The sequence below is a fragment of the Fodinicola feengrottensis genome (assembly GCF_010993775.1).
GTDB classification, from domain to species: domain Bacteria; phylum Actinomycetota; class Actinomycetes; order Mycobacteriales; family HKI-0501; genus Fodinicola; species Fodinicola feengrottensis.
In genome coordinates, this window is sequence record NZ_WOTO01000010.1 from 13,654 (window position 1) to 31,193 (window position 17,540).

A 17,540-nucleotide genomic window follows, 5' to 3' on the forward strand; every position below is an offset into this window, starting at 1 on the left:
AAAATCAAAGGTCGGTGAAGCCGGTACGCCAGGATGGCCGCTCGGGTGTCCACTTGAGACGGTCGCGCGCGTGGCGGTTGTCCGCGCCCCGGGCCCACGGCTGCCGGTCGCCGCCGGCGGTGGGCGACGGTGCGCCGACGGCCCGGCAGAAGGCTGGCACCCAGATCGACCCGGCGGCCGGCTCGTCGTCACAGACGTTCACCGCACCGGTGGGCCAGCACAGCGCCATCGCCGCCGCGCGCCGCGGCGTCGTCGATGTGCACGAAACTCGCGATGTCGCCAGTGGCCGGCAGCTCGCCAGCGCGCGCCTTGTCCGCCATCAGGCCGTCCTTCGCATACCAGGTGCCCGGCCCGTAGAAGAGGCCATAGCGCAGCACGACCCACTCGGGTGCCTCGCGTACGGTCCGCTCCAGCTCGGCGACCGCCGCAACGGTCGTCGCTCGTACGCCCTCGGCTTGGACATCGAGCGGTGTCTGCTCGTCCGCTGGCGTCTCCCCCGGCTCATACGCCCATCCGATGCTTTTGCGCGACGATCCGTCGTACGCCCGCCGCCAGCGCCGCGTCCGTGAGGTTGCGGGTGCCGCGCCGGCGGATCTCCGCGTTCGCGCCGGTGTCCCCCGCCGAGAGGTCCGTCAGCTGGTGCATAACGACATCCGGAGCGGCCTGCCGTACGGCGGCGGTCAACGCATCGAGGTCGTAGACGTCAGCCACGCCGCGTCGGCTCCGGCCGCCCGAAGGGCATCTGCCTGCGTCTCGCGCCGGGTCAGTCCAGTGACCTGATGACCGTCGGCGACCAGTATCGGAATGAGGCGACGCCCCAACGCGCCGGTCGCACCAGCCAAGAAAACACGCATCGTCAGCTCCTCACCAGAAATGCCATCGCTGTCAACGCTATCCGCGCTTGTCAGTGGCAACAGGTCCAGTTCAGAGCCAATTCGACGGTCCGCTTCAGTGCACCGTGTCGACCTGCAGCTGGCTCTGCTTCGGGTTCGAACACACCTGCTGCGACATCGCCACGAACGCCGCGCCGTAGTCGTCCGGCGGGTAGATCCGCAGCCCACGGACCTGCACCAGGTTGCACGGCTGCAGCGGCCCGTTGCTGGTGATCACCAACGTACTGATCGCATAGCCGCCGGCCGGAATGGTCACCTTGTGTCCCTTCGCCTTCGGCTGGCGAACCGCCGCCGGGCCGACCTGGGTGCCCTTGTCGCCGGCGACGAAGGAGACGCCCGGCGAGCCCCACAGATAGCAGGACTGCTTGGTGGTGTTGGTGAACCGCAGGTAGTAGCCCACGTGGCCGGCGGCACCACCATCACCGCTCGCGACCGTGACCTTGAGGCCCTTCCGACCGTGCAGTTGGTCAGGCCCGCGTTCGAGGCGCCGCCGTTGCCACTGCCGGCTCCGGACGTGCTGCCTGACGTGCCGCCGGACGACCCGTCCGACGAGCCCGTACCGCCCGGTGTCGACGCCGTCGGAGCAGGCGTCGGTGTCGAGGACGGCGATGGGCCTGCGTTGCCACCACCTTGCCCGCAACCAGCCAAAACGACTGCGGCCAGCCCCATTGACACCAACAGGCTGCTGTTCTTTCCCATCGTTCCTCCCCCGCGGATACCGTCCCGGTAACCATGTCTCGCCGCCTAAGACGCCGCTCGCCCGCCGTTGGTTGTCCAGCCGACGATGTCCGTTCAGCTGGTGATGCCGTCGAGGATGGTGATCAGGTTGTGGTGGAAGGTTTCCTCGGGGTTGAGGTGGGCGCCGTCGATGACGAGCCGGGCGACGGTGGGGTAGCGGCCCGTTTTGAGCATGCGGGTCAGGTACGGCCCGAGGGTTTTCTGCCAGGTGGTCACGTCGGTGCCGGTGGTACGGGCGGTGCGTCGCTCGGTGACTTCCCTGCGGAGCGCTCCGATGACGAAGGCGTTGAGGGCGCCGACGATTCGCTGGAGGTCGTCGATGTCGCGTACGGCGGGTGCCTGACTGAGTGCCGCCGCGGTCGATTCGCCGACGGCGAGCGCGTGTGGCCCCAAGTGCGGCCTTCCGCCGAGCAGGTCGGAGAACCACTCATGATCAAGGGTGGCATCGCGGGTTCGGTGATATATGGCCAAAACGGTGGCGCGCCACTGCGAGTGCTGGTCGGCTTCGGCGATCTGGGCGTAGATGGCGTCGACCATGAGATCGAGCAGTTCGGATCTGTTGACCACGTAGTCGTAGAGCCGCATCGGACCGACGCCGAGCTCCTTTGCGAGCTTGCGTACCGACAGACCGTCGAGGCCGTGTACGTCCGCGAGCTGGATCGCCGCGGCGGCGATCTTCGCGCGGCTGAGCGGCACGGGCGCCGACGCGGGTGCGGCTCCGGCCGTTCCCAGACGGGCAGCGGTGCGCTACCGTACGGCGTATCCATAAGGTACAGCGTACGGTAACGGAGACGATGATGCGAATCGCGATAGCTGGTGGCGGCCTCGGCGGCCTGACCCTGGCCAGGGTCCTGCACCTGCACGGCATCCACGCGCAGGTGTACGAGCGTGAGGCAACCCGATCCGCGCGATCACAGGGCGGCATGCTCGACCTGCATGCGGAGTCCGGGCAGCAGGCCCTGGCCAAGGCCGGTCTCGCCGGCCAGTTCCAGTCGAAGGCGCGGCCGGAGGGCGAGGAACATCGCATCCTCGACCCGGCTGGGCGCATCCTTGTGCACCACATACCCAAGCCCGGCTCATTCTCTGGACGTCCCGAGATCGATCGGAGGGCGTTGCGCGATCTCCTGCTCGATTCGCTCCCCGGCGAGGCGGTGGCCTGGCAGCGTCGGCTCGTCGCGGCGACGCCACGAGCCGGCGGAGGTTTCGGGCTGACTTTCGATGACGGGCACAGCGCCGACTGCGACGTCCTCATTGGCGCGGACGGCGCACGCTCGGTCGTCCGGTCCCTGCTGACCGACGCGCCACTGTCGTACGTCGGCACCTCGGTGGCGCTGACCATCAGCGATGTTGACCGGCGTTATCCGGACATCGCCGAGCTGGTCGGTCGGTCGGGGAACATGTGGTGCGTCGGCGTGAGCCAGATCCTCTCGGCGCAACGCCTCGGCGACGGCAGCATTCGAGTCGGGATGTCCCTGGGGCCGACCGATCGCCACGTGGACACGTACCGCAGCAAAGCCGGTCTGCTGGACATTTTCGCTGGCTGGGCTCCCCAGGTCACCGCGCTTATCGCGGCCGGCGACGGCTCGCCTTTCGTACGCAGGATCGAGACGATGCCCACCGACGCACGCTGGGACCCGCAGGCGGGTGTCACCCTCATCGGGGACGCCGCACACCTCATGCCGCCGGTCGGCGAGGGCGCCAACCAGGCCATGCTCGACGGCGCCGAACTCGCCGCCGAACTCGCCGCGAATCCCGCCGATCCCGACTCGGCGATCCGTGCGTACGAGCGGGCGATGTTCACCAGGATCCAGCCGATCGCCGAAATGTCCGCGCGCATCCAGGCGATGATGATGTCTCCCACCGCGGCCGACGACCTCGTCCGCTTCTTCACCCCGCGGACCACCGAGCCGGCACCCGCGGACTGACAACTACTGGGGTCACACCCGTACGACAAACGTCAGGGGTGCTGGAGCCGCTGCATGATCAGTGGGATGAAGTGGTCCATGTCGGCCTGCAGGCACGGTTGCTGGGCATGTTTGCCGGTGCAGCCCGGCGCCCAGGCGCTGCCGTCGCCGTAGTCGGCGAAGTCGTACGGGATGCCGGCGGCCTTGAGGTTGGTCGCGGTCACCAGGGCGGTTTCCCTGGCCCGGTTCTCGATCACGGCCTGGATCGGATCGACGGTCAGGTCACCGCCGTTGCCGACGTACATCGCGACTCCCATGCCGCGCAGCGACGCGACATGCTGGGCCGGGCTCTGCGCATTCCACGCACCGTCCAGCGGCCAGGTCGGCGGGCCGAAGATCGAGTCGACGGCCACCGTCGGGGTGCCCGACGCCGGGTCCAGTTCGGTCTCCACCACCGCGGCTCGCTGCTCCTGGCTGAGCAGGTCCAGACCGCCGGAGAGGCTGCCCACATAGCTGAACAGGTCCGGCCGGTCCTCGGCGTAGTGGAACGCGCCGAAGCCGCCCATCGAGTGGCCCACAATCGCCCGGCCAGCCCTGGTGGCGACGGTTTTCAGGTTGGCGTCGACCAGCGGGATCACCTGGTCGAGATGGAAGGTCTCCCAGTTCTGCGGGCCGAGCGCGCCGGGGTTCGCCCAGTTCGCGTACCAGCTGCGTACGCCGTTGGGGGCCACCGTGATCAGTGGTACGCCTTGCGTCGACTGCTCGGTGATCTGCAGGTTCGCCACGGTGTTCGGCCGGTCCGGGTTGCCGTGCAGGTTATAGAGGACCGGATAGCGGGTGGCGGCTGCGCCGTCGTACCCGGCTGGCAGGGTAACCATGATCAGGTGCTGCCCAGCGGTCTGGCCCGGCAGCAACGTCGGATTCGGAACTTGGTCGGAGCTCACCGCGAAAGTAAAAGTGCGGTGGTTGGCATCCACCCACGCCGGCTGGCTGACCACGGTCAGCCCGAACCCGTCGGCGAAGTGCGGCGGCGCAGCCTCGGCGGCTTCGGTCGGGGCGGCCGCCAGTACGAGTGCGACGGCCAGACCCGCCCCACCACAAAGTAACGCCCGGAAACGGATTCTCATCGCATTCCACCTTCGCCAGAGATGACCTCGCCCCGTCGGCGAGCGCCGGCTTTTCGTCGGCGCCGCTCATGATGCGGTTCGTACGCATAAACGGACCAGGCAGGAGGACCGGCCAAATATGGCCGGATATCCCGCTAAGGTCGGCGGGGTGACGAGCCAGTTCGGAACGCTGCTGCGTCAGCTGCGGCGGCAGGTCGGGATGACCCAGGAACAACTGGCCGAACAGTCCGGGTTGGGCGTACGCACCATCCGGAGACTGGAAACCGGCGAGCCGACCGACCCCCGGTTGGGAACAGTAAAACTGCTTGCCGACGCGTTGGGCATCGCGCCGCAAGAGCGCCAGAACCTGCTGTCCGAAGCCGGCGGCGCAACGCCCCCGGACCCGCCCCCGGACGCCGTTCCGGTCGCCAGTGAACCGGCCGGCCAGCAGCGCGGTACGCCCTCGGCGGCCGGGATCGCGCTGGCCGAAGCCGCCGGCCAGCTGGCCCAGGTGGTCAGCGACCGCTGGCAGCGCGAGGAGGAACAGCGCCGGATCCACGACCCGTTTCCGCTGCCGGTCCGGTGGCGGCCGGTGGCCGCGGAGCTGACCGACCACTGGGACAACATCCGCCGCATTCCGGCCGGGGCCACGTCCGGCCCGTTGGACCTGGCCGGCGACCTCGCCGCGATCGCCGACACGTACCAGCGGATTCCCTCCGGACGGCTGGTGGTGCTGGGCCGCGCCGGATCTGGGAAGACGGTCCTGACCTCGCGATTCGCCCTGGACTACCTGCGCACGCGGACCAGCGCCGACCCGGTGCCGGTGATCTTCAGCCTCGGGTCTTGGGATCCGACGACCACCGCCCTGCGGGACTGGCTGACCGATCAGCTGCTGCGCGACTACCCCGGCCTCGCGGCGAGGGCACCGGCCCGGTCGACGCTGGCCGCCGCACTGGTCGGGGCCGACCTGATCCTGCCGGTGCTGGACGGGTTCGACGAGATCGCCGACGGTCTGCACGGCCCCGCGTTGGAAGCACTCAACGCCTCCTCATTGCCGTTGCTGCTGACCAGCCGTCCCGGCGAGTACGCGCGAGCGGTGGCGGCGACCGATGTGCTGACCCGCGCCGCCGGGGTCGAGCTGACCGATCTCACCCCGGCCGACCTGGTCAACTACCTCCCCCGCAGCACCCGCCCGAACGCGCCGGGCAATGGCTCACCCAGCAGCGGTACCACCGGGACCGTGTGGGATCCCGTCCTGAACGAGCTGTCCGCCCACCCGGAACGCCCGGCGTGCGCCACCCTCGCCGCGGTCCTGAGCACCCCATTGATGGTCGTCCTCGCCAGGACCGTTTACAGCGACACCCTCGACCCTGACCCGGCGGCGCTGCTGGACACGCACCGTTTCCCCAGCTCGCAGGCCTTGGAAGAGCACCTGCTGGGCAGCTTCGTACGCACCGTCTACCGGCACCAGCCGCACCACCACCGGAAATGGGACCCCGAAGATGTCCAGCGCTGGCTGGGTTACCTCGCGCGGCACCTGGATCGGCGCGGCACGTACGACCTCGCGTGGTGGCAGCTCGGCGACTCGCTGCGCCGTTCGTCGCGCATCCTCATTGTCGTGCTGACGGCCGCGCTGGCCACCGCCGGTTCCGACTGGCTCGTCTCGCTGCCCCTGGACCTGACCAGGTACGGAGGCTCGTTCGGACTCGGCGCCGGGCTGCTGGACGGCGTGCTGGTCGGCTCGCTGGTCGGCCTCGCCTTCGGGCTCGTGTACGGGCTGATGGTCGGATACGGCGGGGTCCGGTTCGAACCCGCCCGCGTCCGCGTACGGCTGCCCCGGCCGGGGCGGCAGAACCGGCGGCGGCCTCGTCCGCAGGTTCGCCGGCAGGTTCGGCGGCGGCCTGCTGGGCGGGTTCGCGGTGGGCCTCGGGTACGGGCCGGTGACCGCGGTGGCGCGGGGGCTGTTCTACGGGTTTGCGGCCGACCTCGGGGTGGTGGTCAAGGTCGCGCTGATCAACACCCTGGTGACCGGAACAGTGTTCGGGCTCGCGGCCGGGTCGACGTTCGGGCTCACCGCGGTCCTGGAGGCACCGCTGGATCTGAGCGCGGCGACCAGCCCGACCGGGCTGCTCGTCACGAACCGTACGACCGTGGTTCGCCAGGCGCTGATGCTTGGCGTGCTGCTCATGGTCGCGATCATCTTTGGCGGCCAGTTGGTTGTGGACCTCCTCCAGGGAACGCTGGGACCGCTCGTCTGGGGCATGCCCGACTCGCTCGTCATCGGGGCGGTGGGCGGGCTGGGAGGCGGGCTCTCGTACGCGTTCGCCTTCACTGCCTGGGGCCAATGGGTCGTCCTGTCACGCATCTGGTTGCCGCTGACGGGCCGGCTGCCCTGGGCGACGGTCGCCTTCCTGGACGACGCTTACCGGCGCGGCGTCCTGCGTCAGGCCGGTGCGGTTTACCAGTTTCGCCACGCCCGGCTCCAGGACCACCTCAGCCGTACTTTCGCAGCTCGCGGCGACGACCGGTCGTAAATGGCCGGCCGCTGGCCTGGTACGCGGACGATCCGGACGAAACGATCAATCTTGCCTTTGACCCCACACCCTGGGTCATCCGCAGCATCGACCACAGACGAGGAGAAACCGTGACGAGAAGGCTCAGTCCGCCACGACTGCGATGGGGTTTGGCCACGTGCTGTCGATCGCCACCGCCGCCAGCGTGACCATCGGGTCGGCCGCTGCGGCCCAGGCCACCGCGGTACGCCCAGCCGGGGCCTGCGGTCCGGTCATGTTCGTGGTTCCCGGCTACCAGGACGGCGGGGCTTTCAAACTCCTGGACCGGAATTTCTCGCCCGGCGGAGCCGACCCCGTACGCATCCCCTACCCCAACAGTGTCACCGACGTGAACCTCTACAGCGATGTCGACGCCGGTGTCGCCAACCTCAGGACGGCGCTCTACAACCTGTACGTCACCTCAGGATGTGACCTCAGCACGAAGGTCTACATCGTCGGGTTCAGCCTCGGCGCGCTGGTCGCGGGCACCGTCCTGGAAACCGAACCGCCGGGCCGGAACATCCAGGGCGTGCTTTTCTCCGACGGCCGCCGCCAGCCCGGCGAGTCGAACTGGCCGGGCGACCCCGGCGGGCTCATCGGTTACCTAAACGTGCCCGGCCCCGGTGGCACCGGCGACCGTCCGCTCGACGGATTCAAGTACCCGACGCTGAGCCTCTGCAACGGGCCGAACTCGGCCGGCGGAGCGGACCTCATCTGCTTCGGCGGCAACAACCTGGACAGCTACCGCACCTCGCACCCGTACTACAGCTTCGATGTGGCCACCGAACTGAACATCCACGGCGAGGGCCCGTACCCATACAACCTCCGCAACCGCGTCATTCCGTAAGCCGCCTCGGACCCGAACCGAGGAGCGTTTCCCTGGTTCGGAGGAACCGTCACTCAGGGCCACGTTTGGTGCGAGCGCACCAAACGTGGCCCTCTGAGTGCGACTAGGAAGATGAGACAGCGGAGGCCGTACGCATTGACCTACGCGTCGAGCGCGGCCACCACTTCCCGCAGCTATGCCTCGACCGGGTAACCACCGTCATCTCCGCCGCCGTCCCCGCCGCCGTCCCCGCCTCCGTCCCCGCCTCCACTGTCGCCGGAGCCGCCACTGTCTCCACCGTCGCCAGAATCGCCGCTGTCGCCGGAGCCGCCGGAATCTCCAGAATCGCCGGAGTCACCGCTATCACCGGAATCGCCGGAATCGCCGCTGTCTCCAGAGTCGCCGCTGTCACCGGAGTCACCACTGTCACCAGAATCGCCGGAATCGCCACTGTCACCGGAGTCACCACTGTCTCCAGAGTCACCGGAATCACCGCTATCACCGGAATCGCCGCTGTCACCAGAGTCGCCACTGTCACCGGAGTCACCAGAATCGCCGGAGTCACCGCCGTCTCCAGAGTCGCCGGAATCTCCACCGTCGCCAGAATCACCGGAGTCGCCACCGTCTCCGGAATCGCCGGAATCTCCACCGTCGCCAGAATCACCGCTGTCACCAGAATCGCCGCTGTCGCCGGAGTCTCCGCTGTCCCCAGAATCCCCAGAATCGCCACTGTCGCCCGAGTCGCCACTGTCGCCGGAGTCGCCGCCCGCGTTGGCGGCTCCCTGCCGCAATATCTCCCTGAGCAGCGCTAGTGAGCCACCGATCATCAGTCCACCGGCCAGTCCGAGAACGGCGGTGCCGCCACCGGGTTCCAGAACTGTTCCAATACCACCACCGATGGCCGCGCCCGCGGCGAATCCCGCTCCGAACCTGCTCAGCCGCCGGTCGAAGTCGTCGTCCCCGACATTGCTCTTGTCGCTCAGGTCCGCGGCCTCTTGTGCCACTTTCTGCTGGAACAACGTCGAGAGCTCCTGCGCCAACTGCTGTTGCATGGCCGGCCCGTCCGCTCCCATCTGCGGGTCACCCAGTTGGGCGTACGTGTCGTCGTACTGGCTGACAGCGTTGCTGATGAACGTTTTGGTGCTGGTCAACGCGCCGGCATAGTTGCTGGCCTTGGTCGCCTGGTTCGCCATTGCCTGGCCGAGGAGCTGGAGCTGCTGTCCGTGCGAGTCGATTGCCGAGCCGAGGCTCGAGCCGGCCGGGTCCTGCCAGGCCGCCTGCGTCTCGCCGAACGCCTTGTTGGTCTGAGAGCGGTGGCGGTCGCGGTGTCCTGGCTGGCTCGCTGCCATGCGTCGGCGAGCGCGGTCATCTGGGCTTCGTTTCCCTGCGGCCAGGGATCTCCCTGTGCGACGATCGCGCCCCACAACGGCCCGGTCGGCTCCGGAATCGTTCCGTCGAGCGCGCTAGTCATGACTGATCTCCCCGAAAAAAAAGCCGCGCGACATGGTGTCGGCGGCCTCGTAGTTGTCGATGCCGCGATGGCCCGCGTCGGCGAGCAGACCGGGAACCTGGACCGATTTCCGCATCGCCTTGGCGATGATGGTGGCTCTGGGCTGGTACGTCTGGAGGAAGGTCTGACCGAGGAGGTCGCTGCCCGTCTGTCCAGATGCACCGCTGATCGCACCATGAGCGGACGACCAGTTGGACGTAAGGTCCTGACCTGCCTGTCCCAGTACTGTCATGGCGTATCGGGCATCGTCGGTGATCATGGAAATGTCACCAGAATCGGTTGCCATTTGCGTGCTCCCATCCCACGGCTGCGATTTGTCACTCAGTCTCAGCAGTGCCGGGTGGGGTGTCACAGCCTTGTCAGGTTCATGCCAGATCCGACCGGCGTACGAGTGATGTCGGAATTCTGCTGCCCACCGAGACGAGTCAGGGATGACGCTGGCTGGCGTCCCCGTTCGACGTTCCCCGGATGGACTCGACGACGGCGTCCTGCGCCGCGTGGGTGGTCCGCAGGAAGTCGAGTACGAGCCGCAGCTCGCCGTCGCCGTACTTGTGCAGGCGGGCTTCGCCGTGCTGGCGGGGGGGGGCCAGCAGCGGGGTGATCGCGTCGACGAGCTTCGCGGTGGGTACGACCAGTTTTGCGCCGGCCGTGCTGCGGGTCATCGTGCCGGGTGGCGTATCCAGCGCGTTCCAGGCGGTCGACCAGGGTGGTCATGGAACCGCGGGTCAGGTGCAGCCGAGCGCCGAGCTGGCTGGCGGTTTGCGGTCCTTCCCGCACGATCAGGTCCAGGCAGCGCAGGTCCGTGCGGTTGACCCCCAACGCGTCGGGCAAGGCCTGGTCGCGGTCGTCATAGACGGCCTGCAAATCGGCCAGGGCCGCGCTCACCTGAGCGACCAGCGCCTTTCGACTCGGCGGCATTCGACCTCCAAAGATGTTTGACAATCAAGCATACTTGCCCTAGTGTCCTACTTGCTTGATAGTCAAACATAACGGAGGGGTTCCCGATGTCGAAGGAAAAACAAGAACACGGTCTGATCGACTTCACCGACCAACTGGCCGGTGGAGTGCTGTCCTGGATCGCCGGCAAGGACACCATCCGATCTGGACGCTCGGCGGTGGATTCCACGCTCGGCGAGCTGGTGTCGTGGACCGGGCTGGTACGGGCCGGTGACCGTCGTGCTCGGTAGTCGGCTGCCGGCCACCTTTGCCGGTCTGACACTGGTCGCCGCGCTGGCGGCCCCCACCGGTACGACTGCCGCTGCTCCCGCCGGGGCCATCGCGTGGACGACGTGCGAACAGCCGGCGGCGGCGAAATACCAGGCGCGGTGCGGCACCGTACGAGTGCCGGTGGACTGGGCGAAGCCGTCGGGACCGTCGATCGCGCTGGCGCTGCTGCGAGTTCCGGCCACCGGCGACTCGACCGGCACGGTGGTGTCGGATTCGGAGGAACTGGCCGGCTACGGCGGCTCCCAGATCTCGTTCTTCCTTCAGCACGGCGGAAACTACCTGTCACGGCTGCCCCGTACGCACGCCACGAAGGACATCGTCATCTTCGACCCGCGCGGACTTGGCGGCAGCGCCGGCGTGCACTGCGCGGTGCCAGGCCACGACCCGGCTGTCTCCAGCTTCGCGACCTCGGTCGGCACGTACGACCGGCTGCTCGCCCACAATGCCGCCACCTTCGCCGGCTGCCAGGGCACCGCGGGCCTGACCGCGCACATGGGCGTCCACGATCAGGTACGCGACCTGGACGCGATCCGTTCAGCGCTTGGCGAGTCGCGGCTGAACTGGCTGGCCAGGCCGACGGCGGCGAACGCGGAGCGGCGTACGCGGCCGCCTATCCCGGCCGTACCGGCGCCATCGTCCTGGACGCGGCGGTCGACCCGAACCGGTCGGCGGCGGTACGGGCGATCGACGCGGCCAGCGCCGAGGAGACCGCGTTCACCCATTTCGCGACCTGGTGCGACACCGACACCACCTGCGCGCTGCACGGCCAGGACGTGGGCAAGGTCTTCGACCAGGTCGTCGCCAAGGCCGACGCCGGCGGTGTGTCGAACCAAGCGCCGTCTCCCCGACCACTCACCGGCGCCGAAATCCGCATCACCGCCGGGCAGTATCTGGCCGGCTATCCCTTCGCGTGGCCGGGCCTGGCCGCCGGCATAGCCAGCGCCGCCAACGGCAACGGCCAGACCTTCGCCACCTATTCGGCCCTCACGTACACCGACCCCGACTACACCGCCAGCCGCATCCAGACCTGCGCCGACAGCCCCGCACCCGCCGGCCTGCCACGGTTGAGAGACTCCTGGCCCAACTGGTCCGACGAAGCGCACCCCACACCGGCGGCCTCTCGATCGCCTGGGAGGCGATGGCCGGCTGCGTCGGCCAGCCGACAGCCCATCCGTACACCCTTCCCGCCCGCGTCCGGCCGAGCTCGTCCATCCTGGTCACCGGCACCACCGGCGACCCCATCTCCCCGTACGCATGGACCCGGAGCCTGGCCAGCGACCTGGCCGGCAGCCGACTGGTCACCGCCACGATCGACGGCCATGGCGCCTTCGACAACTCACCCTGCGCCGACGGCGTGATCGACGGATATCTCGCGAACGGAACGCTCCCCGCGGCCAACCTCGTCTGCCGGACCTAAGCACGGCAGACCTGGAATTCTCGGGATTTCGGGTCGCCGGCGCACATTTGGCGCGGTCGTATAGTGGCCTGATGAACGCGCGGGCGGGGGCGCCGAATGAGTTCGTTGTGCAGGTCGATCAGGGCGTCGTGGCCCAGGCCCGGGCGACCACGTTGCGGGCGTTGACTTTCTCCGCCGGGGTGAGCCTGGTCGGCGGCGGGCTGATCCTTGGCATCGGGATCCTGGTCGGCTTCTTGATCGCGACCGTTGGCGGCGAACCGCTACAGGCCTTCTGGCTTGGCCCGATTGTCGTGCCAGGACTCTTCCTGACGTACGACGGATGCCGCAAGCGCGCCAGGATCCGGCGGCTCCGCACCACCTGGGCGGCCAGCGGGATCGCTCCGGTCGCGATGCGGTTCTCCCCGCTCGGGCTGCGGGCCAGCATCGACGCGGCGCCGGACTCGGTCTTCCTGCCGTGGAGCACGGTCGCGGGACTCCGCCGCCACGCCTGGCGAGGTCAGCAGTCCCTCGTGATCGACCTGATGCCCGGGGTCAGTCCGGCGACCCCCGGCGTACAAGGCATCGCGCACCCCGAGGTCCAGCGCGTCCTGCACCGGAAGGTGCTGGGCACCACCGGACTTCGGGTCGCGACCCGAGTTCTCCGGCAGCCGGTTCCGGAGATCGACCAGGCGCTGGCCGCTTTCACCTCGGGACGGCTCCGCATTCGCTGAGCAGCGGTCAAACCTGCGCCCGCATCCCTGCCCACAGCAGGTCGACCAGGGCTTTCGTGTCGGCTTTCCAGTTGCCTTCCGGGTCGAGGAACATCAGGCCGCCGAGGCCGCGCATCAGGGTCTCGACGGTCAGGTCCGCTCGGATCAGGCCGGCCTCGACGTTGGCTTTTCGCAGCGTGTCCAGCGCATCCAGCAGCGACTTGTACGTGTGCGTGGGTAGCTCGCCCGGGCCAGCCCGCAGGGCGGTCATCAGCCCGCGTTTGGTCATCATGTAGTGCGCCAGGTGGTCGATCACCCAGACGCGGAAGGCGTTGTCGGGTGACTGCCGTTCCAGCAGGGTGGGCACGATGTCGATGAGGTGGTTCACCTCGCGTTGGTAAACGGCCAGGATCAGGTCCTCTGGCGTGGGGAAGTGCCGATAGACGGTCCCGACGCCGACGCCGGCCAGTTTCGCGATCCCGTTGTACGACACGTCTCCGGTGCGTCTCAACGCCTCGGCCGCGACAACCAGGATGCTCTCGTGATTGCGTCGGGTGTCCGCCCGGCGCGGGCTGACCGATCCCGTCGGCATCCTTCCTCCTGGTCTCGCTAGCGCGCTTCTGGAATGCCCGGCCTTCGTTTGCCAAGCGGATTTTAATCCGCTAGCCTCGGTCGAGCAAGCCGAAGCGGATTTCTATCCGGATCGGCGCCAACCCCAGAATACCCACAAGCCATGCGGCCGGAAGCCTGGCTGCATGGCGATCCGCGGGAAAGAGATCCCAGTGGACATCTCACTTGACATCAATGGCAGGTCGGAGCCGCTCAGCGTCGATCCGGGCGTGACGCTGCTGGACGCCCTGCGCGAACGGCTCGGCGTCACCGGTCGAAGAAGAAAGGCTGCGACCGCGGCCAGTGCGGCGCCTGCACGGTGCACGTCGACGGTAAGCCAGTGCTCGCCTGCCTTACCCTCCCTCGCCGCCACCGTACGGCGGCCGGTGACCACGGTCGAAGGACTGTCCACCGGGGACGAGCTGCATCCGGTTCAGCGGGCGTTCGTGGATCAGGACGCATTGCAGTGCGGCTTCTGCACGTCCGGCCAGATCATGTCCGCGGTCGCCGCGGTGCGTGAGGATGTGTCGGATGTACGCGAGTTCATGTCGGGCAACCTCTGCCGCTGCTCGGCGTACCCGAACATCATCGCCGCGATAAAGCAGGCATCAGAGCAGGCGGCAGCAGACACGAGGCGGGCCGATGCGACCGTTTGAGCTGACCAGGGCCGCCACGGTGCAGGACGCACTCGAGTCCACCGGCGCCTTCCTCGCTGGCGGCACCACGCTGGTGGATCTGATGAAGCTGGACGTCCTCACGCCGCCATGCGTGCTGGACATCAACGACCTCCCGCTGCGCGGCATCAGTACGTCCGACGGCATGCGTTTTGGCGCGCTGGAACGGATGGCCGACGTCGCGGCACATCCCGGCGTTTACCCCGCGATCTCCAAGGCCCTGGTGCTCAGTGCCTCGCAGCAGCTGCGGAACATGGCGAGCATCGGCGGCAACCTGATGCAGCGCACCCGGTGTTCGTACTTTCGCGACGTCACCATGCCGTGCAACCGGCGGGTTCCGGGCAGTGGATGCCCCGCGATCGGCGGCACCAACCGGATGCACGCGATCCTGGGCACCAGCGACGCCTGCGTGGCGACCCACGCCAGCGATGTCGCGGTAGCGCTGGTCGCACTGGACGCCGAGGTCGTACTGACCAGCGCGGACGGGACCCGGACGCTCCCGCTGCGGGACTTCTACCGAGTTCCGGGTTCGACCCCCGAGGTGGAGAACGACCTGCGTGCCGGCGAACTGATCACCGAGGTGTACGTGCCCCGGCTGGACTGGGCCGCCACCTCCACGTACGTGAAGGTGCGCGACCGCCAGTCGTACGAGTTCGCGTTGTGCTCGGCCGCGGTCGCCCTCGACGTACGCGACGGCCGGATCCTGGACGCCCGGGTCGCGGTCGGTGGTGGGGTGGCGACGGTGCCGTGGCGGTTGACGGCGGTCGAGGCCGCGCTGCAAGGAGCGCAGCTGACTGAGGAGGCCTTCGCGGACGCTGCTTCGGTGGCGGCCGAGGGCGCGCATCCGTTGTCCGGCAACGAATTCAAGACCACCCTGCTGACGCGGACCATCGTCCGCGCGCTGCTGGAGCTGACCGAAGGGAGCCACCGATGACCGGCAGGCTGGACGCCGTGCCGAAGGTCACGGGGCGGGCCAAGTACGCGGCGGACAACAACTTCCCCGGCATGGTCTACGGCTATGTCGTACTCAGCACGATCGCCTGCGGCGAGATTGCCGCCATGGACGTGGCAGCGGCCAAGAGCGCGCCTGGCGTCGTCGCCGTGTACACGCCGTTCGAAGGGCTGGGGCTGTCCGTCGCGTCGTCGCCGATGATGGGCGAGACCTGGGTTCCGCTGCGCAACACACCGACGTCGCGTACCGCGGCCAGCCGATCGGCGTCGTCGTGGCGGAGACGTTCGAGCAGGCCCGCGACGCCGCCGCGCTCGTTCAGGTGTCGTACGACCAGAAGCCGGCGCGTACGTCTTTCGAGGCCGGGATCGCCACCGCCGAGGACGCACCCGCGTTCATGGGCAACGAACTTTCGGCCACGGTGCTCGCACCGGGCGTCGAGTCCATTGAGGACGCGCTCGCGGCCAGCCCGGTTGTCGTCGAGGCGACCTACCGTACGGCGACCCAGAACCACGCTCCGATGGAGCCGCATTCCGCGGTCGCCGTCTGGGCCGACGGCACCCTGACCATTTACAGCGGAAACCAGGGCAGTGACCTGCAGGCGATGGAGGTGGCCGGTGCGCTGAACCTGCCGATTTCAGCCGTACACGCGGTGAATCCGTACGTCGGCGGCGCGTTCGGGGGCAAGGGGCGTACGTCCGTGCCAGCGTTCCTCGCCGCGGCCGCGGCCCGGGCCCCCTGAACCGCCCGGTCAAGTGCGCGCTCACCCGTGAACAGGTCTTCACCGCGACCGCGGGCCGCGCGGCCACCCTGCAGAAGATCGCCCTCGCGCGGACAAAAACGGCACGTTGCTGGCCGTACGGCACGACTCGTGGTCCAGCACCGCGATGGATCGCTCGTTCGTGGAACCGACCTCGCATGGCACCTCGCGCGAGTGGTACGCCACCGAGAACCTGTCCATCAGCCAGAAGATGGTCCCGCTGAACGTCCCGCTGACCACGTTCATGCGTGCTCCCGGCGAGGCGCCCGGCTCGTTCGCGCTGGAAAGCGCCATGGACGAGCTGGCCGTCGCGTTGAAGATGGACCCCATCCAGCTGCGCAGGCGGAACAGCTCCACCGCGCCGCCCGGCAAGGACCTGCAGTGGTCGAGCAAACATCTCGAAGAGTGCTTCGACATCGGTGCGCGGCGGTTCGGCTGGGCTAATCGGTCACCACGCGGGCGCGTGGACGGCGACTGGCTCGTCGGCATCGGCACGGCGACCGCGATGTTCCCGGCGCTGCGGTTCCCGGCCACCGTCGAGATCACGCTCAACGCGGACGAGACAGCCGAGGTCCGTACCAGTGGCGCCGACCCGGGCACCGGCCTGCTGACCGTGCTGTCGACCATCGGCGCCGAATCGCTGGACATCGCACCGGAACGGATCACCCCCGCGACTCGGCGACTCCCGATATCCGTCCGGTGGCATGTCCGGCGGCTCGACCGCCACGGCGAGCGCTGGTACAGCCATCATGGTCGCCGCGACCGAGGTCATCGACGACCTGCTGGCGCTCGCCTCGGCGCCGGGTGGACCGTACGAAGGCCAGGAAGTGACCTACGCCGACGGCCGGGTGTACGGCACCGACGACACCGTGCCGTTCGGTGAGCTGTTGCGAGCAGTAGGTCGCGAGTCCCTGTCCGCCAAGGGATCCTCGGCGCCGGGCGAGGAAATGACCAAGCACTCGTTCAGCTCGTTCGGGGCCCAGTTCTGTGAGGTACGAGTGCACCGCCTGACCGGCGAGGCCCGCGTGTCGCGCCTGTTGGGAGTGTTCGACGCGGGCCGGATCATCAACGAGAAACTGGCCAGCAGCCAGCTGTCCGGCGGCCTGATCTGGGGCGTGTCAGCGGCACTCCACGAAGGCCTGGAGATCGAATCGGACGGCCGTCTCGCGAACGCCGACTTCGCGAGTTACCTGCTCCCGGTCAACGCCGACATCCCCGCCATCGATGTTGAGTTCGTGCAGTACCCGGACACCCTCCACAACGCGGTCGGTGCCCGCGGCATCGGCGAGATTGGCGTGGTCGGCGTCGCGGCGGCGATCGCCAACGCGATCTACAACGCGACCGGCATCCGCGTCCGCCACATCCCGATCACGATCGAGGACCTGCTGGTGCACTGAGCTGACCGACACATCACCGCTGATGAGCAAACCGGCAGGTGCCATCGGACGTCTTCTGATCGACTTTTTCGTTGAGAGGAGCTCCGGGGTGGTACGCCGCATTCGTGTCTTGTTGATGATGATCCCGTTCCTGCTGGCCGGCGTACTGGCGACGGCGTCGCCAGCCTCGGCCGTCATCGGCGGAGCGGTGAGCCCGTCCGGGCCGTGGGCCGTACGGATATTGCTGGACGGCCATCCGTGGTGCACCGGTACGGCGATCTCGCCGCAGTGGGTCATCAGCGCGTCGCAC

Annotated in this window: 24 protein-coding genes and 4 pseudogenes; 16 read left to right on the forward strand and 12 right to left on the reverse strand. The window is 68.4% G+C overall.

What is annotated here, in order from left to right; translation table 11 throughout:
* Positions 1 to 4 precede the first annotated feature (4 nt).
* The 5 genes from GNX96_RS50795 to GNX96_RS50815 all read right to left on the reverse strand — a co-directional run bounded on the left by GNX96_RS50795 (position 5) and on the right by GNX96_RS50815 (position 1,293).
* Positions 5 to 202: an NAD-dependent epimerase/dehydratase family protein gene (locus tag GNX96_RS50795; RefSeq protein ID WP_279580021.1), complete on the reverse strand. Its 198-nt coding sequence runs from the start codon at positions 200 to 202 to the stop codon at positions 5 to 7.
* Entirely contained in the window at positions 189 to 377 is a 189-nt protein-coding gene (locus GNX96_RS50800; protein WP_279580022.1) for a hypothetical protein, read from the reverse strand. Before GNX96_RS50800 ends, GNX96_RS50795 begins: the two co-directional genes overlap by 14 nt.
* A gap of 124 nt (positions 378 to 501) precedes the next feature.
* Entirely contained in the window at positions 502 to 711 is a 210-nt protein-coding gene (locus GNX96_RS50805) for a hypothetical protein (RefSeq protein WP_279580023.1), read from the reverse strand.
* Positions 681 to 854: an NAD(P)H-binding protein gene (locus GNX96_RS50810; protein ID WP_279580024.1), complete on the reverse strand. Its 174-nt coding sequence runs from the start codon at positions 852 to 854 to the stop codon at positions 681 to 683. Before GNX96_RS50810 ends, GNX96_RS50805 begins: the two co-directional genes overlap by 31 nt.
* Before the next feature lie 94 nt (positions 855 to 948).
* Positions 949 to 1,293 (reverse strand): DUF4232 domain-containing protein, encoded by a 345-nt coding sequence (locus GNX96_RS50815; RefSeq protein WP_279580025.1) that lies wholly within the window; start codon positions 1,291 to 1,293, stop codon positions 949 to 951.
* Between GNX96_RS50815 and GNX96_RS50820 the strand changes: the two genes are divergently transcribed.
* On the forward strand, positions 1,294 to 1,623 hold the full coding sequence (locus tag GNX96_RS50820; protein ID WP_279580026.1) for a hypothetical protein: 330 nt from the start codon (positions 1,294 to 1,296) through the stop codon (positions 1,621 to 1,623).
* Between the two features lie 62 nt (positions 1,624 to 1,685).
* Here GNX96_RS50820 and GNX96_RS11385 read toward each other — a convergent pair whose 3' ends face one another.
* A complete protein-coding gene (locus GNX96_RS11385) occupies positions 1,686 to 2,327 on the reverse strand; it encodes a TetR/AcrR family transcriptional regulator (protein ID WP_279580027.1) in 642 nt (213 codons plus the stop codon).
* A gap of 101 nt (positions 2,328 to 2,428) precedes the next feature.
* On the opposite strand from GNX96_RS11385, the gene GNX96_RS11390 reads away from it, so the two are divergent.
* Positions 2,429 to 3,556: an FAD-dependent oxidoreductase gene (locus GNX96_RS11390; protein ID WP_163568165.1), complete on the forward strand. Its 1,128-nt coding sequence runs from the start codon at positions 2,429 to 2,431 to the stop codon at positions 3,554 to 3,556.
* Between the two features lie 32 nt (positions 3,557 to 3,588).
* Here the strand turns inward: GNX96_RS11390 and GNX96_RS11395 are convergent, their stop codons facing one another.
* Positions 3,589 to 4,662 (reverse strand): alpha/beta hydrolase, encoded by a 1,074-nt coding sequence (locus GNX96_RS11395; RefSeq protein ID WP_163568073.1) that lies wholly within the window; start codon positions 4,660 to 4,662, stop codon positions 3,589 to 3,591.
* Between the two features lie 148 nt (positions 4,663 to 4,810).
* On the opposite strand from GNX96_RS11395, the gene GNX96_RS11400 reads away from it, so the two are divergent.
* Both GNX96_RS11400 and GNX96_RS11405 read left to right on the forward strand, forming a co-directional pair.
* The gene (locus GNX96_RS11400) at positions 4,811 to 7,363 is read left to right on the forward strand and encodes a helix-turn-helix domain-containing protein (RefSeq protein ID WP_279580028.1); all 2,553 of its coding nucleotides are present in this window, start codon (positions 4,811 to 4,813) and stop codon (positions 7,361 to 7,363) included.
* A complete protein-coding gene (locus GNX96_RS11405) occupies positions 7,318 to 8,040 on the forward strand; it encodes a hypothetical protein (protein WP_163568074.1) in 723 nt (240 codons plus the stop codon). Before GNX96_RS11400 ends, GNX96_RS11405 begins: the two co-directional genes overlap by 46 nt.
* Before the next feature lie 173 nt (positions 8,041 to 8,213).
* On the opposite strand, the gene GNX96_RS50825 is transcribed toward GNX96_RS11405, so the two are convergent.
* The 4 genes and pseudogenes from GNX96_RS50825 to GNX96_RS11420 form a co-directional block, all read right to left on the reverse strand.
* Positions 8,214 to 9,368, reverse strand: coding sequence for a WXG100-like domain-containing protein (locus GNX96_RS50825; protein WP_279580029.1), 1,155 nt, complete (start codon positions 9,366 to 9,368; stop codon positions 8,214 to 8,216).
* A gap of 26 nt (positions 9,369 to 9,394) precedes the next feature.
* Positions 9,395 to 9,490: pseudogene (locus tag GNX96_RS67135) on the reverse strand (hypothetical protein); the annotation flags it as partial.
* Complete coding sequence (locus GNX96_RS11415; RefSeq protein WP_163568075.1) at positions 9,483 to 9,761, reverse strand: hypothetical protein; 279 nt, start codon at positions 9,759 to 9,761, stop codon at positions 9,483 to 9,485. The gene GNX96_RS11415 and the pseudogene GNX96_RS67135, both read right to left, overlap by 8 nt.
* Positions 9,762 to 9,877: 116 nt before the next feature.
* Positions 9,878 to 10,306 (reverse strand): MarR family winged helix-turn-helix transcriptional regulator, encoded by a 429-nt coding sequence (locus tag GNX96_RS11420; RefSeq protein ID WP_279580101.1) that lies wholly within the window; start codon positions 10,304 to 10,306, stop codon positions 9,878 to 9,880.
* On the opposite strand from GNX96_RS11420, the gene GNX96_RS50830 reads away from it, so the two are divergent.
* The 5 genes from GNX96_RS50830 (at position 10,193) to GNX96_RS11440 (ending at position 12,883) form a co-directional block, all read left to right on the forward strand.
* Positions 10,193 to 10,468, forward strand: a complete 276-nt coding sequence (locus GNX96_RS50830) for a hypothetical protein (protein WP_279580117.1) — start codon at positions 10,193 to 10,195, stop codon at positions 10,466 to 10,468. The two genes, GNX96_RS11420 and GNX96_RS50830, sit on opposite strands and share 114 nt — an antisense overlap.
* A 65-nt stretch (positions 10,469 to 10,533) precedes the next feature.
* Positions 10,534 to 10,716, forward strand: coding sequence for a hypothetical protein (locus GNX96_RS11425; RefSeq protein ID WP_163568077.1), 183 nt, complete (start codon positions 10,534 to 10,536; stop codon positions 10,714 to 10,716).
* Positions 10,697 to 11,692: a hypothetical protein gene (locus tag GNX96_RS11430; RefSeq protein WP_163568078.1), complete on the forward strand. Its 996-nt coding sequence runs from the start codon at positions 10,697 to 10,699 to the stop codon at positions 11,690 to 11,692. Before GNX96_RS11425 ends, GNX96_RS11430 begins: the two co-directional genes overlap by 20 nt.
* A 202-nt stretch (positions 11,693 to 11,894) precedes the next feature.
* Positions 11,895 to 12,173, forward strand: a complete 279-nt coding sequence (locus tag GNX96_RS11435) for an alpha/beta hydrolase (RefSeq protein WP_163568079.1) — start codon at positions 11,895 to 11,897, stop codon at positions 12,171 to 12,173.
* A 71-nt stretch (positions 12,174 to 12,244) separates the two neighbouring features.
* A complete protein-coding gene (locus tag GNX96_RS11440) occupies positions 12,245 to 12,883 on the forward strand; it encodes a hypothetical protein (RefSeq protein WP_163568080.1) in 639 nt (212 codons plus the stop codon).
* Between the two features lie 7 nt (positions 12,884 to 12,890).
* Here GNX96_RS11440 and GNX96_RS11445 read toward each other — a convergent pair whose 3' ends face one another.
* Positions 12,891 to 13,454 (reverse strand): TetR/AcrR family transcriptional regulator, encoded by a 564-nt coding sequence (locus tag GNX96_RS11445; protein ID WP_163568081.1) that lies wholly within the window; start codon positions 13,452 to 13,454, stop codon positions 12,891 to 12,893.
* Positions 13,455 to 13,617: 163 nt separating this feature from the next.
* Here GNX96_RS11445 and GNX96_RS11450 point away from each other — a divergent pair, with 163 nt between their 5' ends.
* The 7 genes and pseudogenes from GNX96_RS11450 to GNX96_RS63150 all read left to right on the forward strand — a co-directional run.
* Positions 13,618 to 14,127 carry a (2Fe-2S)-binding protein gene (locus GNX96_RS11450; RefSeq protein WP_452124470.1) on the forward strand — a complete coding sequence of 170 codons (510 nt, stop codon included), beginning with the start codon at positions 13,618 to 13,620 and terminating at the stop codon, positions 14,125 to 14,127.
* Complete coding sequence (locus GNX96_RS11455; RefSeq protein WP_163568082.1) at positions 14,114 to 15,079, forward strand: FAD binding domain-containing protein; 966 nt, start codon at positions 14,114 to 14,116, stop codon at positions 15,077 to 15,079. Before GNX96_RS11450 ends, GNX96_RS11455 begins: the two co-directional genes overlap by 14 nt.
* Positions 15,080 to 15,150: 71 nt before the next feature.
* A pseudogene (locus tag GNX96_RS61005) lies at positions 15,151 to 15,195 on the forward strand (hypothetical protein); the annotation flags it as partial.
* Positions 15,196 to 15,308: 113 nt separating this feature from the next.
* The gene (locus GNX96_RS50840) at positions 15,309 to 15,836 is read left to right on the forward strand and encodes a molybdopterin cofactor-binding domain-containing protein (RefSeq protein ID WP_279580102.1); all 528 of its coding nucleotides are present in this window, start codon (positions 15,309 to 15,311) and stop codon (positions 15,834 to 15,836) included.
* Positions 15,837 to 15,936: 100 nt separating this feature from the next.
* Positions 15,937 to 16,512 (forward strand): annotated as a pseudogene (locus GNX96_RS50845) (molybdopterin cofactor-binding domain-containing protein); the annotation flags it as partial.
* Between the two features lie 46 nt (positions 16,513 to 16,558).
* Positions 16,559 to 17,251 carry a xanthine dehydrogenase family protein molybdopterin-binding subunit gene (locus GNX96_RS50850; RefSeq protein ID WP_279580031.1) on the forward strand — a complete coding sequence of 231 codons (693 nt, stop codon included), beginning with the start codon at positions 16,559 to 16,561 and terminating at the stop codon, positions 17,249 to 17,251.
* A gap of 118 nt (positions 17,252 to 17,369) precedes the next feature.
* Positions 17,370 to 17,540: pseudogene (locus GNX96_RS63150) on the forward strand (trypsin-like serine protease); the annotation flags it as partial.

Excerpts from the sequence above, each read along its gene's own strand:
- GNX96_RS50810 (WP_279580024.1), bottom strand. The coding sequence starts at position 854 with ATGCGTGTTTTCTTGGCTGGTGCGACCGGCGCGTTGGGGCGTCGCCTC.
- GNX96_RS11390 (WP_163568165.1), top strand. The coding sequence starts at position 2,429 with ATGCGAATCGCGATAGCTGGTGGCGGCCTCGGCGGCCTGACCCTGGCC.
- GNX96_RS11395 (WP_163568073.1), bottom strand. The coding sequence starts at position 4,662 with ATGAGAATCCGTTTCCGGGCGTTACTTTGTGGTGGGGCGGGTCTGGCC.
- GNX96_RS11405 (WP_163568074.1), top strand. The coding sequence starts at position 7,318 with ATGGGGTTTGGCCACGTGCTGTCGATCGCCACCGCCGCCAGCGTGACC.
- GNX96_RS50825 (WP_279580029.1), bottom strand. The coding sequence starts at position 9,368 with ATGGCAGCGAGCCAGCCAGGACACCGCGACCGCCACCGCTCTCAGACC.
- GNX96_RS11415 (WP_163568075.1), bottom strand. The coding sequence starts at position 9,761 with ATGACAGTACTGGGACAGGCAGGTCAGGACCTTACGTCCAACTGGTCG.
- GNX96_RS11425 (WP_163568077.1), top strand. The coding sequence starts at position 10,534 with ATGTCGAAGGAAAAACAAGAACACGGTCTGATCGACTTCACCGACCAA.
- GNX96_RS11435 (WP_163568079.1), top strand. The coding sequence starts at position 11,895 with ATGGCCGGCTGCGTCGGCCAGCCGACAGCCCATCCGTACACCCTTCCC.
- GNX96_RS11440 (WP_163568080.1), top strand. The coding sequence starts at position 12,245 with ATGAACGCGCGGGCGGGGGCGCCGAATGAGTTCGTTGTGCAGGTCGAT.
- GNX96_RS11445 (WP_163568081.1), bottom strand. The coding sequence starts at position 13,454 with ATGCCGACGGGATCGGTCAGCCCGCGCCGGGCGGACACCCGACGCAAT.
- GNX96_RS11450 (WP_452124470.1), top strand. The coding sequence starts at position 13,618 with ATGGCGATCCGCGGGAAAGAGATCCCAGTGGACATCTCACTTGACATC.
- GNX96_RS11455 (WP_163568082.1), top strand. The coding sequence starts at position 14,114 with ATGCGACCGTTTGAGCTGACCAGGGCCGCCACGGTGCAGGACGCACTC.
- GNX96_RS50850 (WP_279580031.1), top strand. The coding sequence starts at position 16,559 with ATGTCCGGCGGCTCGACCGCCACGGCGAGCGCTGGTACAGCCATCATG.